Genomic DNA, 12977 nt, shown 5'->3' on the forward strand with positions numbered 1-12977 from the left:
AGGGTTCTGTACAGAAAAAAGCAGATTCAGGAGGAAAAATGAATTATAAAAATGTAAAGATCGCAGAAGGTGCCAGGATCGCAAAGCAGTCTGTGATCCTTGGAAATGTAACGATCGGCCGTGACAGCTGTGTATTATATTATGCGGTGATCCGCGGAGATGATGCGCCGGTAGTGATCGGAGAAGAAACCAATATCCAGGAAAACTGTACCATTCATGTGAGCCACAACATGCCGGTCCATATCGGAAACAACGTTACTGTGGGACATAATGCGGTGCTCCATGGATGTACCATCGGAGACCGGACATTGATCGGAATGGGAGCCGTGATTTTGGATGGTGCAAAGATCGGAAACGAATGTATCATAGGAGCCGGAAGCCTTGTGACTAAAAATACGGTGATCCCGGATGGCTCCCTGGTAATGGGAAGTCCGGCCAGGATCAAACGAAACCTTACCTGGGAAGAGAAGCTTGGTATCGTGGAAAACAGCAAAGAATATCTTACTGTGTCCGAAGAGATGAAAGCGCAGGATGTATTATAAAAAAGTGAAGAAGACATTTGTAAACGGACAGCTCCGACTGCTTTGTAATATGAGAAGCAGTCGGAGCTGTAACTTTGTTATATAAAATGCTTATGTTTATCGTTTTTTATTTATCGATCACTTCCACCGGTGTGTCATCCCGTGCATCCAGATCGTTGATATATTTTTTGGTCTCTTTTACGATCACATTGGAAAGCAGTAATACTGCGATCAGGTTTGGAATAGCCATCAGTGCATTCAGGATATCCGCTACGGTCCATACCAGGTTCAGAGAAATAACAGGGGAGATGGCAGCTACCGCAATGTACAGCACACGATAGGGAATGAGTCCCTTTTTGCCGGAGAAATACTCCACGCATCGCTCGCCATAATATGCCCATCCAAGGACTGTAGAATATGCGAAGGAAATGATACCCACTACAAGGATCACAGGACCAAGAACCGGGATCTGCTGAAAAGCCAGTGTAGTAAGAACACCGCCATCAGTGATATTTCCCATGTCGATCGAAGGATTTTTCATAATACTGGTTACCAGAACAAGACCGGTCATCAGACATACCACAACGGTATCCCAGAATGTACCGGTGCTGGAAACGAGAGCCTGACGAACCGGATTTCTTGTCTGTGCGGCAGCAGCGGCGATGGGGGCAGAACCCATACCGGATTCATTGGAAAAAAGTCCTCTTGCGATTCCATACTGCATGGCCATCATGATACCACGTCCTACAAGACCTCCTGCAGCAGCACCAGGGGTAAAAGCAAATTTGCAGATGGTTTTTACTGCGGGAATGATAAAATCGAAATTGATCCCCAGGATGATGATACATCCAATCACATAGAAAAATGCCATAAACGGAACAAGACGTTCACATACATTGGCGATGGATTTGATCCCGCCGAAAATAACAAGGGCAGTAAGAACTGCCACAGCAATGCCGATCGTTGCCGGCGAAATATGAAGGTTCTCATTACATACCGTTGCAATGGCATTGACCTGGGTAGCACATCCGATTCCAAAGGAAGCAAAGCCACCGAAAAAGGCAAAGATCAGACCAAGCCAGCGCATATTTAATCCGCGCTCCAGGGCATACATAGCACCACCCTGCATACGGCCATCTTTGGTTTTGACGCGGTATTTTACAGCGATGAGAGACTCACTGTATTTGGTGGCGATTCCGAAGACACCGGTAAGCCAGCACCAGAGGACTGCACCGGGACCGCCAAGAGCAATGGCAGTACCGACACCGATGATATTTCCGGTTCCAATAGTGGAAGCAAGGGCTGTTGTCAGGGCGCCAAACTGGCTGACTTCACCTTCCGCATTGGTATCTTTGGTGACAGACAGGCGAATGGCGGTACCGATCTTACGCTGGATCACACCGGTACGGATGGTCATGAAAATATGGGTGCCCAGAAGTAAAATGATCATCCACCAGCCCCACACCAGACTGTCGATCTGGTTTATCACACTTCCGATTGCATTCATCATAGAAATCTCCTCCCTTTCTCAAAGCGAAATATCCGCAGGACTGCAGAAATAACACAAAGGCGTACAGACACAGGAAATATGTGCTGTACGCCCTTGTACGTTACGCTCTTAAGTTTTGATTATTGTGCTAATTATACAGGAATATTCAGAATAATGCAACAAAAATATTCCCTCTGAACAGAAGATTTTTTGCTTCAATATATGTTGATCAAAATTCTACAGGACCTTCCTCGCAGTACATATAAAATCCCGGGCGTACTGTGGGAGATAGGTGCCTCTTCGGTATGCAATTGTCAGTGTGCTGAAGACGCCATCTTCACCAATGGAAAAACAGGCTGGTTTTACAGGGAGGTCCATATTTTGGACATAGGTTTCCGGGGTGAAACACATACCAAGTCCTTGCATGCAGAGTTTGACACAGGTTTCTGTGTTGCGGCTCTGTATTGGCACATAAGGCTTGATATGGGCAGCTTTCAATGCTTCCAGCGAAAGCTGTCCGGTAGTCTGTTCCGGAAAATGCAGGATAAAAGGCTCTTCTGCCAGAAGTGAGAGATCAAGCTTCGGGTATATGCCGTGAGTGGATACACTGCCGGCAGCAGCCAATGGGTGCTCCGGAGGCATGATCAGAAGGATTTCTTCTTTTTTCAGCAGTTCGTATTCCAGCTTGGGGTGTTTATGTACTTCATTGAAAATGCCAAAATCAAGCTGATCATTGAGCAGAAGTTTTTCCTGGATAGAATATGCCTCTTCCAGGATATTGACCTTTACTTTAGGATATTTTTGAAAAAAGAGGTCATGATCTGAGGAACCATACAGGTACTCCTCATCAGTGGGAAAGCAACGTTCAGTTCTCCTTCATTATTTTCTGTAAGATCTTTCAGCTCTTTTTCCCAGTCCTGTTGTATCTGCAGGATCTTTCGGGTATACTCCATATATTTGCGGCCCGCAAAGGTAGGTGTATAGCTGTTTCCGCTGCGGCTGAACAGCTTGGTCCCCATTTCTCGTTCCAGTTTCTGGAGATGCTTGGTCAGGGTTGGCTGGGAAATATAAAGCTCCTGTGCGGCTTTTGTAAGATTCTGATATTTGGCAATGCAGAGAATGTACAGGTTCCTGCTTGAAAAAGGGAACTGTGGCAACAACATATTTTCATGATCATCATAATCTCTTTGTGGCAGGAAGCTCTCCGGATGATATGTTATTTGCTGTAAACAGGATCCGGGAACTGCAGGGGGGATTTCTGACAGTAAAAGATGGAAGGATCCTTTCTGAACTTGCACTTCCGGTATGTGGGCTTTTATCCGAAAAATCAATCAGGGAGAATGGCCTTGCATTGAAGGCGGTAAGAAAAAGCCTTACAGATCTGGGATATGTGCATAATAATCCGATCATGTCAGTGGCAACACTTGGATTACCGGTAAGCCCGGCACTGAAGCTGACTGATAAGGGACTGGTGGATGTAAAAAAAGGAGAAATTGTTCCGCTGATCGTAAACACAAAGAAAAATAAATAACGTTGTTCTTATTGCAGCAATATAAGCCGGACGTGAGTAGCGGAAGGCGGCATAATAATCAGATATCGTTGTAAAAAATCTGCATTTTTCAATCTTATGATTGGAATCTGCAGATTTTTTGTTATAGAGAAAAAACAAAAATCATGGTAAAATAAAAATGCAGGACAAAAAAGGTTAGATCAGGAGAAAACGTATGAAAAAGAATCACTTTGAATTAAAAAATTATGTTATGGCAACCGGCGTTTTTATCTTGGCGGTTATAGCAGGGATTCTTATTTTTTTCGAGTGTGTGCAGAGGGCTGTACAGGTGAATTCTCAGAATACATTGAAGATAAATGTGCAGAGACAAAGTGAACATTTGCGGACGATACTGGATATTAATTATCAATATCTGAATGAGATTGCCTCTGCAATGGGAAAATCAGAAGAACTTTTTTCAGAAGAAAATAAAGAACAACTGATATCTATTTATGAAAAGACAGACCTGGAGAGGGCTGCTCTTATTGATAAGAATGGAGATGCATACTACGACAATGGAGTAACCAAGAATGTTTCTCATCGCAGATATTTTCAGGAGGCTATCAGTGGAGAGCAGACCATCAGCGATCCCCTGGAAAGCAGTGTGGACCATAAGGTGCGGGTGGTTTTAGGTGTGCCGGTATACAAAGACCATAAAGTGATCGGTGTGTTGGGCGGATCCTGTAATGTTACAGCGCTGAGCCATATGCTTTTTAATGATCTTTTTGATGGAGCGGGAAACAGTCTTCTGGCCACAAGTGATGGAGAGATCATTGCCTTTGACAGTGGTTCGGCGTCTGGTACGGAGATCACATATGGAATCAATCTTTTTAAATATTACGGAGAAAAAAATCTCAAAGGAAAGCATGCTCTTCAGGATATTCAGGAAGATTTTAAAGTTGGCGAAAGTGGTCTGGTGAAGTTTAGTCTCAAAGAGAGAAAAGAAGAGGACCGGTATCTGGCATATATGCCTCTTGGATACAATGACTGGATGATCTGTTATGCAATTCCTGTAAAAAGTGCACAGCAGGCTTATGAATTCATTTCTGGTTATGAAATCCTATTTATGGGAAGCTTCTGTATTCTGGTGCTGCTCCTGCTCCTGTATATTGTTGTAAGAAATAATCAGGAGAAAGCGGAATTGGTACGTTCTGCCCAGAAGGATGCGCTTACAGGCGTTTATAACAGAGAGAATACGCAGAAGGTGATCGATGCTATTCTGAGAGAAAAAGCTCCGGAAGGCTTTCATGGCTTCCTGATCCTGGATATGGATCATTTTAAAGAAGTGAATGATGTTTACGGACATGTCATGGGAGATAATGTATTAAAAATGCTGGGAGGTTTTCTTAAAGAGCAGTTCCGGGAACAGGATGTGATCGGGCGTATCGGCGGGGATGAGTTTGTGATCCTGCTCTGTAATATCGGTTCACGGGAAAATATGGAGAGCAGAATAAAAAAACTTCATGAAAAGCTCAGGGAGATCCGTATGGAAGGCATGGGAGAGCATACATTTACTTTTAGTGCAGGAATTGCTTTTGCACCACAGGATGGAGATACCTTTATGGAACTGTATCAAAAAGCAGATTTTGCCCTTTATCAGGTAAAACGCTCCGGAAGGGATGGCTACCGGATCTATAAATAACAATAAAAAAGACAGAAGATATCCTGAAGAGAAAAAAGGAAATCTTCTGTCTTCTTTTTGTATAAATTGGAATGGGAAGCTTTGATGTCCTTAGGCTTCCGGAATTTTTTGAATGATCGTTCTGTTTATGACAACCAGGAAAGCTACGGACACGATCAGAGAAATGATCTCCGCAATGGGGAAAGACCACCATACTGCGTGAAGTCCGCCGATGGAAGCAAGGATATAAGCAGCAGGTACCAGGACAAACAGCTGACGCATGATAGATACGATCATACTGAATACAGCTTTTCCGAGTGCCTGGAATACAGTTCCCGCAATGATACAGAACCATGCGATCAGATAGTGGATTCCTATGATACGAAGTGCAGGGATTCCGATGGTAAGCATATCTTCGGAAGCACTGAACAGCCCCAGCAGTGTTTTCGGAATAAATTCAAAGGCAAGAAAACCAATGAATGTAAAACAGAATGCGATGAACATGCTGACTTTGACAGTTTTAAGCATACGCTTTCTGTGGCGTGCACCATAATTATAGGCAATGATCGGTGTAATGCCGTTGTTAAGTCCAAATACAGGCATGAAGAAAAAACTCTGTAATTTGAAGTAAACACCAAATACTGCAGTTGCAGTGACTGTGAACTGTACCAGGATCAGATTCATGCAGTAGGTCATGATAGAACTGATGGACTGCATGATGATCGATGGAATACCTACTGCATAAATATGGCCGATGATCTTAAGGTCAGGACGGAAGCCCCTGAAGCTGAGCCGGACTTCATGATTAAATTTATGGTTGCAGATTCCGGCAACGATGCAGGCTACACACTGTCCGATCACAGTAGCTACAGCAGCTCCGGTAACACCCATTTTCGGAGCACCGAACAGACCAAAGATCAGGATCGGGTCAAGGATGATGTTGGTGATGGCACCGCACAGCTGAGAAGTCATGCTGAATATGGTTTTTCCTGTGGATGTGAGCAGACGTTCAAAGAAAAACTGTCCAAGCAGACCAAAGGAGAATATCATAACTGTGCTCAGATATTCAATCCCAAATTTAAGGATCTCAGGGTCTGCGTTATGTACCTGGCTGGCATAAAATGGTTTTACTACTGTAAATCCAAGGATCAGGAAAACCAGATAGCTTAAGCCATACAGGAAAGCAGCATTGCTGGCTGTCCGATCAGCTTTTTCAAAATTCTTTTCTCCAAGGGATTTGGAAAGCAGTGCGTTCATACCCACACCGGTACCTGCACCTACTGCGATCAGAAGTGTCTGCAGTGGAAAAGCCATGGAAACTGCCGTCAGAGCATTTTCGGAAAGCATGGCAACGAAAACACTGTCTACAATATTGTACAATGCCTGCACCAGCATGGAGATCATCATTGGCAGAGACATGTTTAGTACAAGCCTTCCTACGGGCATGGTCCCCATTTTGTTTTCTGCTATGGGAGCAGATGTACTTTTTTGATTCATATTTCCTCCATTTTGTATTTTGTAGTTTTTGACCTAATTATATATATTAGCATGAAAATATAAGGGATTCAAGAAAAGAATATCCTTCTGACATTATTATAAATGGTCCATACTATAAGTATTTAAACGATTTTGATAGTTGACATGAATTTTCAGATATGCTATGCTTATGTAGATTTTGAAGGACAAGAAAGAGTCTTTTCAAAGCAATTATTTTGGACCACTCCATTTTGGGGTCAAGGCCATACGGACAGCCGGGTCCACTGCCGCTGATGGTAACTTTGGTTGCCTTATTGATTGAGTTAGAAGCTCAAATTTTATAAGTTGGTTCCTTTGATAACCGTCATGCGCATGTTGCGCAGACTTGTGAAACGGTCAATAAGAGTAGTAAAAGTATGATTGCTATATAGACTCTGACATATATCATCCGGATTCTGATCTCATGTAAATATGGGGATTCTCATATTTATATGCGATGAAAATAAAATCAGGAAGAATGATCTAAGCAGGTTTACGGTTTTGTATCGGCCTGCTTTTTTTGTGCGGATAAAGGAACTGGAAATGGAGAAGCAATGAACAGAAGTCGTTTTAAACTGGACCAGAATCATGCTCCAATTCATGAAGCTCTGGAAAAATTCCTGCGTATGAGAGTAGTACCTTTCGATGTGCCGGGACATAAAAGAGGAAGAGGAAATCCGGAGCTTACTGAATTTCTGGGACAAAAATGTGTAGGTGTGGATGTAAACAGCATGAAGCCGCTTGATAATCTCTGTCATCCCGTATCTGTGATCCGGGAGGCGGAAGAGCTGGCAGCAGATGCCTTTGGAGCAGCGCATGCATTTCTTATGGTTGGAGGAACTACAAGCTCAGTGCAGACTATGGTGCTAACTGCCTGTAAGAGGGGAGATGAGATCATTCTTCCCCGAAATGTCCACAGAAGTGTGCTGAATGCGCTGGTTCTGTGCGGAGCAATCCCGGTCTATGTGAATCCGGAGGTGGATCAGAGACTTGGGATTTCTCTTGGAATGCGACGTGAACAGGTGGCAAAGGCAATTAAGGAGCACCCAAATGCGGTGGCTGTGCTGGTGAACAATCCCACCTATTATGGAATCTGCAGTGATCTTCGCGCAATTGTACGCATGGCTCATGAAGCAGGAATGCTGTGTCTGGCAGATGAGGCACATGGAACCCATTTTTATTTTGGCGGAGGTCTGCCGGTTTCGGCAATGGCAGCCGGTGCAGATATGGCGTCTGTATCCATGCATAAAAGTGGCGGAAGCCTGACCCAGTCCAGCCTTCTTCTTACAGGACCAGGTGTTCATGCCGGTTATGTCCGTCAGATCATCAATCTGACTCAGACTACTTCAGGCAGCTATCTTCTGATGTCAAGTCTTGACATTTCGCGCCGGAATCTTGCACAGCGAGGACGCCAGATTTTTCATCAGGTAGCAGATATGGCAGAGTATGCAAGGGAAGAGATCAATGCTATTGGCGGCTATTATGCATTTGGAAAAGAGCTGGTGAATGGAGATTCGGTTTTTGATTTTGACATTACGAAATTAAGTGTACATACCCTGGATATCGGACTTGCAGGAATCGAGGTTTACGATATACTGAGAGATGAATATGATATTCAAATCGAATTTGGTGATATTGGAAATATTTTGGCTTATCTGTCGATCGGAGATCGTGCCCAGGAAATAGAGCGGCTGGTAAGTGCTCTTGCGGAGATCCGCAGGCGATTCCAGAAGGATAAATCAGGATTGCTGGATCAGGAATATATCGATCCTCAGGTAGTGACAAGTCCTCAGGAAGCTTTTTATGCAGAAAAATGCAGCCTTCCTCTCAGAGAAACCGAAGGCAAAGTATGCAGCGAGTTTGTAATGTGTTATCCTCCGGGAATCCCGATTTTGGCTCCGGGGGAACGAATCACTCCGGAAATCCTGGATTATATTGAATATGCCAAGGCAAAAGGATGCAATATGACAGGCCCTGAAGATCCGGATATATTGCGTTTAAACGTACTGGCAGGGAGGTAAAGAAAATGGAAATGTGGTTTTCGGAATTTCATACACCGGATGTGAAGCATAGTATCCGGGTAAACCGTCAGCTTTATTCAAAGCAGAGTGACTATCAGAGAATTGATATTTTTGAGACACCGGAATTTGGCAGGGTGCTCACACTGGACGGTAATGTAATGCTCACAGAGCGTGACGAATTTATTTATGACGAAATGATCACTCATGTACCTATGGCTATTCACAAAGAAGCCAAAGATATTCTTGTGATCGGAGCAGGAGACGGCGGAGTTGTACGTGAACTGACCAGGTATGACCGTGTCAGCCATATTGATCTGGTAGAGATGGATCCTATGGTAGTAGAAGCCTGTCGCGCATATCTTCCGGGAAATGCCTGCAGGCTGGATGACAGGAGAGTGCACCTTCATTATGAAAATGCGTTGAAATATATACGCCGCTGCGAAAATAAATATGATCTTATTATTGTAGATTCCTCGGATCCCTTTGGCCCATCGGAGGGATTATTTACCCGTGAATTTTACGGAAACTGCTATAATGCGCTGAAGGCGGATGGAATCATGGTTAATCAGCAGGGAAGTCCTTTTTATTCCGAGGATGCGCATGCCATGCAGCGCAGTCACAAAAGAATTGCCAGTACTTTCCAGATCAGCCGTGTTTACCAGGCTCATATTCCTACCTTTGCTGCCGGCTACTGGCTGTTTGGCTTTGCAAGTAAAAAATATCATCCTGTGGATGACCTGGATTCGAAGGCATGGAATTCACTGAATCTTCGCACCCGTTACTATACTACAAGGCTTCACAAAGGTGCATTTTATCTTCCGGCTTTTCTGGAGGAAATGCTTCAGGAGGTGGAGGACTGATTTATGATCTTACCAAATATTGAAAATTTTATCGGTTGTGACAGCAGCTTTGAGGAAGCAGAAATTGTTCTTTACGGAGCTCCCTTTGATTCGACCACAAGCTTTCGTCCGGGAGCCAGGTTCGGTCCTTCTGCCATTCGTCATGAAAGCTTTGGACTGGAAACCTACAGCCCTTATCAGGATCGTGACCTTATGGATATCCGGGTATTTGACAGTGGAGATCTGGAACTTTGCTTCGGTAGCAGTGAAAAGGCGCTTGCTGATATACAGGATCGTGCAGAGGAAATCCTGAAAGAGGGAAAAATGCCGTTGCTTCTGGGGGGAGAGCATCTGGTGACACTGGCTGCTGTGAGAGCTGTCGCCGGGAGATATCCGGGACTTCATATTATTCATTTTGATGCGCACGCAGATTTAAGAGACGATTATCTTGGTGCCCATTTAAGTCATGCGTGTGTTATCCGCAGATGCTATGATATTCTGGGAGATGGGCGGATACATCAGTTTTGTATCCGAAGCGGGGAAAGAGAAGAATTCCGGTTTGCAAAAGAGCATACAGATTTTCATCCCTTTACCTTTGAAGGCCTGGAAGAAACCGTACAGGAGTTGGCCAGGAAGCAGGTTCCGGTATATTTTACCATTGATCTGGACTGTCTGGATCCATCTGTATTTCCGGGAACCGGTACACCGGAGGCAGGAGGCGTAAGCTTCCTTGAATTGCTCGCTGCTATCCGGAAGGTATCAGAATTAAATATTGTGGGAGCAGATGTTAATGAGCTGGCACCTATGCTGGATCCAAGCGGTGTTTCCACAGCTACAGCATGTAAGGTGGTCAGGGAACTGCTGCTGGCGGTGGCAAAATAAAAACAGTTACGAAAATTGAGTATAAAAAAGGAGACAAAAAACATGAGCAGAGTACTTGTAATCGGCTGCGGCGGAGTAGCCAGTGTAGCAATTCAGAAGTGTTGTCAGGCAGATACTGTATTTACAGAACTGTGTATAGCAAGCAGGACAAAAGAAAAATGTGATGCACTTGCCCGGAAACTGGAAGGAAAACAAAAACAGTTATTACCACCGCAAAGGTGGATGCGGATGATGTAAACCAGCTGATCCAGCTGATCAATAGTTACAAACCGGATCTGGTAATGAACATTGCGCTTCCGTACCAGGATCTGACCATCATGGATGCATGTCTGGCATGTGGTGTAAACTATATGGATACGGCAAACTATGAGCCGGAGGATACGGATGATCCCAAATGGCGTGCTATTTACGAAAAACGCTGCAAGGAAGCGGGATTTTCCGCATATTTTGATTATTCCTGGCAGTGGGCATACCGGAAGAAATTTGAAGAGGCAGGACTTACAGCACTTCTTGGCTGCGGCTTTGACCCGGGTGTTACCCAGGCATATTGTGCATATGCATTAAAGCATGAGTTTGACCAGATCGATACCATTGATATTCTGGACTGCAATGGAGGAGACCACGGATATGCATTTGCAACCAACTTTAATCCGGAAATCAATCTTCGTGAGGTAAGTGCGCCCGGAAGCTACTGGGAGAATGGACACTGGGTGGAAATCCCTCCGATGGCGATCAAGCGGGAATATGATTTTGATCAGGTCGGCGATAAAGATATGTATCTTCTGCATCACGAGGAGATCGAGTCCCTTGCCCAGACAATTCCGGGTGTAAAGAGAATTCGTTTCTTTATGACCTTCGGACAGAGCTATCTGGATCACATGCGCTGTCTGGAGGATGTGGGAATGCTTTCTACTACTCCGATCAACTATAATGGACAGGAAATCGTTCCTATCCAGTTTTTGAAGGCTCTTCTCCCGGATCCGGCCAGCCTGGGTCCACGGACTAAGGGAAAAACTAATATTGGCTGCATTTTCACCGGGGTAAAGGATGGAAAAGAGAAAACCTATTATATTTACAATGTTTGTGACCACCAGGAATGTTATAAAGAGGTTGGAAGTCAGGCAATCAGCTATACGACAGGCGTTCCGGCTATGTGCGGAGCATTAATGATGCTTACCGGAAAATGGATCCGCCCGGGAGTGTACACAGTAGAAGAATTTGACCCGGATCCGTTCCTGGAAGCACTTGACAAATATGGACTTCCACGCAGCGAAAATCATGATCCGGAGCTGGTGGATTAATGGAAAGAACAGATACAAGACCACCCTTTGCAGCGTCCGGCGGAATTATTCCGCCGGAGCTGCGGAAGATCAAAACACCTTGTTATGTTCTCGACGAAGCGGCGCTTATAAAAAATGCAGAATTAATGGGGAATATTGCCAAAAGAACAGGCTGCAAAATGCTCCTGGCACAGAAGGCTTTCAGTAATTATGACTGCTATCATCTTTTGGAACCTTATCTGACGGGAACAGAAGCAAGCGGACTGTACGAAGCCAGGCTTGGTGCCCAGGAGATGCCTGGAAAAGAGGTACATGTATTTTGCGCCGGATATCGTGAGGATGAATTTGAGGAGCTGCTTAGCTTTGCAGATCATATAGTGTTTAACTCTCCTTCTCAGCTTCTTCGCTTTGGAAAAAGAGTGAAGGAGGCCGGGAAAAATGCAGGGCTTCGGATCAATCCGGAATGCTCTACCCAGGAGGGACATGCTATTTATGATCCCTGTGCCCCAGGCAGCCGCATGGGTACCACAAGAGCACAATGGGAGACTGCTGTGAGAAAGCATCCGGAGCTGATCGGATTATTGGATGGTATTCATTTTCACACCCTTTGTGAGCAGGACTCTTCTGATCTGGAAACTACTCTTACAGCAGTAAAGACGAAATTCGGAGATCTGATTTCTCAGATGAAATGGCTGAACCTGGGAGGTGGACATCATATTACAAGACCAGGCTATGATATTGCACGGCTTGAGAAGTGCATTAGAGCAGCAAAGGAAGAATGGAAGGTAGATGTTTATCTGGAGCCCGGAGAGGCATGGGCCTTAAATGCAGGATTTTTTTTGACAACTGTTCTGGATGTGCTGCAAAATGGTGATATCCGGCTTGCAATTTTGGATGGAAGTGCTGCGTGTCATATGCCGGATGTTCTGGAAATGCCTTATCGTCCTCCTCTTCTTGGAGCAGATGAACCGGGAGAAAATGCAGTCACAATCCGGCTCGGAGGACCAACCTGCCTGTCAGGAGATATCATAGGAGATTACAGCTTTTCAGAGCCGTTGAAGTACGGAGATATCCTCATGTTTGGTGATATGGCCATTTATACAACCTGCAAGAACAATACCTTTAATGGAATGCCTTTGCCTGATATATGGCTGAGACATGGCGATAAAACCATGGAACGTCTTACTGATTTTGGGTATGAAGATTTTAAAGGCAGACTTGGACGCTGCAGGAAATAAGAGCAGTTTTTTTGAAAAATAA

Annotated in this window: 11 protein-coding genes and 1 pseudogene; 8 read left to right on the forward strand and 4 right to left on the reverse strand. The window is 44.6% G+C overall.

Going from position 1 to position 12977, the window contains the following annotated elements:
* Positions 1-38 precede the first annotated feature (38 nt).
* Entirely contained in the window at positions 39-542 is a 504-nt protein-coding gene (locus tag CK1_RS00955; protein ID WP_015524477.1) for a gamma carbonic anhydrase family protein, read from the forward strand.
* Positions 543-648: 106 nt separating this feature from the next.
* Here CK1_RS00955 and CK1_RS00960 read toward each other — a convergent pair whose 3' ends face one another.
* The 3 genes from CK1_RS00960 to CK1_RS00970 form a co-directional block, all read right to left on the reverse strand.
* Positions 649-2028: an alanine/glycine:cation symporter family protein gene (locus CK1_RS00960; RefSeq protein ID WP_173760697.1), complete on the reverse strand. Its 1380-nt coding sequence runs from the start codon at positions 2026-2028 to the stop codon at positions 649-651.
* Between the two features lie 219 nt (positions 2029-2247).
* Positions 2248-2847 carry a LysR family transcriptional regulator substrate-binding protein gene (locus CK1_RS00965; protein ID WP_353611204.1) on the reverse strand — a complete coding sequence of 200 codons (600 nt, stop codon included), beginning with the start codon at positions 2845-2847 and terminating at the stop codon, positions 2248-2250.
* Positions 2796-3173: a LysR family transcriptional regulator gene (locus tag CK1_RS00970; protein WP_015524480.1), complete on the reverse strand. Its 378-nt coding sequence runs from the start codon at positions 3171-3173 to the stop codon at positions 2796-2798. The genes CK1_RS00965 and CK1_RS00970 overlap by 52 nt, the downstream gene beginning before the upstream one ends.
* Here CK1_RS00970 and CK1_RS00975 point away from each other — a divergent pair.
* Together CK1_RS00975 and CK1_RS00980 are read left to right on the forward strand one after the other, a co-directional pair.
* Positions 3161-3541, forward strand: coding sequence for an adenine deaminase C-terminal domain-containing protein (locus CK1_RS00975; RefSeq protein WP_242981925.1), 381 nt, complete (start codon positions 3161-3163; stop codon positions 3539-3541). The genes CK1_RS00970 and CK1_RS00975 overlap by 13 nt on opposite strands.
* Positions 3542-3734: 193 nt before the next feature.
* On the forward strand, positions 3735-5201 hold the full coding sequence (locus CK1_RS00980) for a sensor domain-containing diguanylate cyclase (RefSeq protein ID WP_015524482.1): 1467 nt from the start codon (positions 3735-3737) through the stop codon (positions 5199-5201).
* Positions 5202-5291: 90 nt separating this feature from the next.
* Here the strand turns inward: CK1_RS00980 and CK1_RS00985 are convergent, their stop codons facing one another.
* Positions 5292-6677: an MATE family efflux transporter gene (locus CK1_RS00985; RefSeq protein WP_092070385.1), complete on the reverse strand. Its 1386-nt coding sequence runs from the start codon at positions 6675-6677 to the stop codon at positions 5292-5294.
* A 572-nt stretch (positions 6678-7249) separates the two neighbouring features.
* On the opposite strand from CK1_RS00985, the gene CK1_RS00990 reads away from it, so the two are divergent.
* The 5 genes and pseudogenes from CK1_RS00990 to CK1_RS01010 all read left to right on the forward strand — a co-directional run bounded on the left by CK1_RS00990 (position 7250) and on the right by CK1_RS01010 (position 12955).
* Positions 7250-8716 carry an aminotransferase class I/II-fold pyridoxal phosphate-dependent enzyme gene (locus CK1_RS00990; protein ID WP_015524484.1) on the forward strand — a complete coding sequence of 489 codons (1467 nt, stop codon included), beginning with the start codon at positions 7250-7252 and terminating at the stop codon, positions 8714-8716.
* Positions 8717-8721: 5 nt separating this feature from the next.
* Complete coding sequence (gene speE, locus CK1_RS00995) at positions 8722-9576, forward strand: polyamine aminopropyltransferase (protein ID WP_015524485.1); 855 nt, start codon at positions 8722-8724, stop codon at positions 9574-9576.
* A gap of 3 nt (positions 9577-9579) precedes the next feature.
* Entirely contained in the window at positions 9580-10437 is an 858-nt protein-coding gene (gene speB, locus CK1_RS01000) for an agmatinase (protein WP_015524486.1), read from the forward strand.
* A gap of 42 nt (positions 10438-10479) precedes the next feature.
* Positions 10480-11738, forward strand: a pseudogene (locus tag CK1_RS01005) (saccharopine dehydrogenase family protein).
* Positions 11738-12955, forward strand: a complete 1218-nt coding sequence (locus tag CK1_RS01010) for a carboxynorspermidine decarboxylase (RefSeq protein ID WP_015524489.1) — start codon at positions 11738-11740, stop codon at positions 12953-12955. Before CK1_RS01005 ends, CK1_RS01010 begins: the two are co-directional and overlap by 1 nt.
* The last annotated feature ends 22 nt before the right edge of the window (positions 12956-12977 follow it).

This window comes from Ruminococcus sp. SR1/5, from assembly GCF_000209835.1.
GTDB lineage: Bacteria > Bacillota > Clostridia > Lachnospirales > Lachnospiraceae > Blautia_A > Blautia_A fusiformis.

What these genes read in the sequence shown, in the direction of transcription:
- CK1_RS00955 (WP_015524477.1), top strand. Translation starts at nt 39, where the DNA reads ATGAATTATAAAAATGTAAAGATCGCAGAAGGTGCCAGGATCGCAAAG.
- CK1_RS00960 (WP_173760697.1), bottom strand. Translation starts at nt 2,028, where the DNA reads ATGAATGCAATCGGAAGTGTGATAAACCAGATCGACAGTCTGGTGTGG.
- CK1_RS00970 (WP_015524480.1), bottom strand. Translation starts at nt 3,173, where the DNA reads ATGTTGTTGCCACAGTTCCCTTTTTCAAGCAGGAACCTGTACATTCTC.
- CK1_RS00980 (WP_015524482.1), top strand. Translation starts at nt 3,735, where the DNA reads ATGAAAAAGAATCACTTTGAATTAAAAAATTATGTTATGGCAACCGGC.
- CK1_RS00985 (WP_092070385.1), bottom strand. Translation starts at nt 6,677, where the DNA reads ATGAATCAAAAAAGTACATCTGCTCCCATAGCAGAAAACAAAATGGGG.
- CK1_RS00990 (WP_015524484.1), top strand. Translation starts at nt 7,250, where the DNA reads ATGAACAGAAGTCGTTTTAAACTGGACCAGAATCATGCTCCAATTCAT.
- speE (WP_015524485.1), top strand. Translation starts at nt 8,722, where the DNA reads ATGGAAATGTGGTTTTCGGAATTTCATACACCGGATGTGAAGCATAGT.
- speB (WP_015524486.1), top strand. Translation starts at nt 9,580, where the DNA reads ATGATCTTACCAAATATTGAAAATTTTATCGGTTGTGACAGCAGCTTT.
- CK1_RS01010 (WP_015524489.1), top strand. Translation starts at nt 11,738, where the DNA reads ATGGAAAGAACAGATACAAGACCACCCTTTGCAGCGTCCGGCGGAATT.